At 27.2% G+C, this 573-nt stretch carries 1 protein-coding gene; it reads left to right on the plus strand.

From position 1 onward, the window contains the following. The first annotated feature begins 144 nt into the window (after window positions 1-144). Window positions 145-384, plus strand: coding sequence for a hypothetical protein (locus CWB75_RS18740; protein ID WP_010390035.1), 240 nt, complete (start codon window positions 145-147; stop codon window positions 382-384). The last annotated feature ends 189 nt before the right edge of the window (window positions 385-573 follow it).

A 573-nucleotide genomic window follows, 5' to 3' on the forward strand; every position in this document is an offset into this window, starting at 1 on the left:
AGGAAAGTATTAGTAATTTTATAATAAATAACTCATTAGAAATAATTAGTAACATTTAATCAAACAATACAATAGACACGTAATAAGCTAGGTATTACGATTAACAAACTCAATAAAAAACGCTATAAAAAGCAGAGAGTTATTATGGAAGGTAAACCAATAGATAAGAGTGTATTCGATTCTTTTTTTGGGGAATATTCATGGATGTTTAAGGCTTGTAGCATTGTTGCTTTTATAATGTGTGTATATATCAGTTTTAATACTAAAGAGTATATATGGACGCTACTTATTAATGGCGATTTAAATTCTACTATGTTGGTTATGATACTCGGTTACTTATCTGAATTTAGATATCGCTTTATTAAAGAATCAAGAAATAATTGATAGCTACTAATTTAAATCTAAGGTACTAGAGATGAATATATTTATAAAATGGTTGATTTTAGCTGCATTAATTATTGCCGCTATTGCTTGTTATTCTTATGGTAGCACTACTGGCTTATTTATTTTTATTATTGCGGGCTTTGTTTTTGAAATGGCGTTTTGGTTTAAGATGTTTCCTATAAAAAAGAA

The sequence above is a fragment of the Pseudoalteromonas sp. S1608 genome, from assembly GCF_005887265.1.
Classification (GTDB): Bacteria; Pseudomonadota; Gammaproteobacteria; order Enterobacterales; family Alteromonadaceae; genus Pseudoalteromonas; species Pseudoalteromonas undina.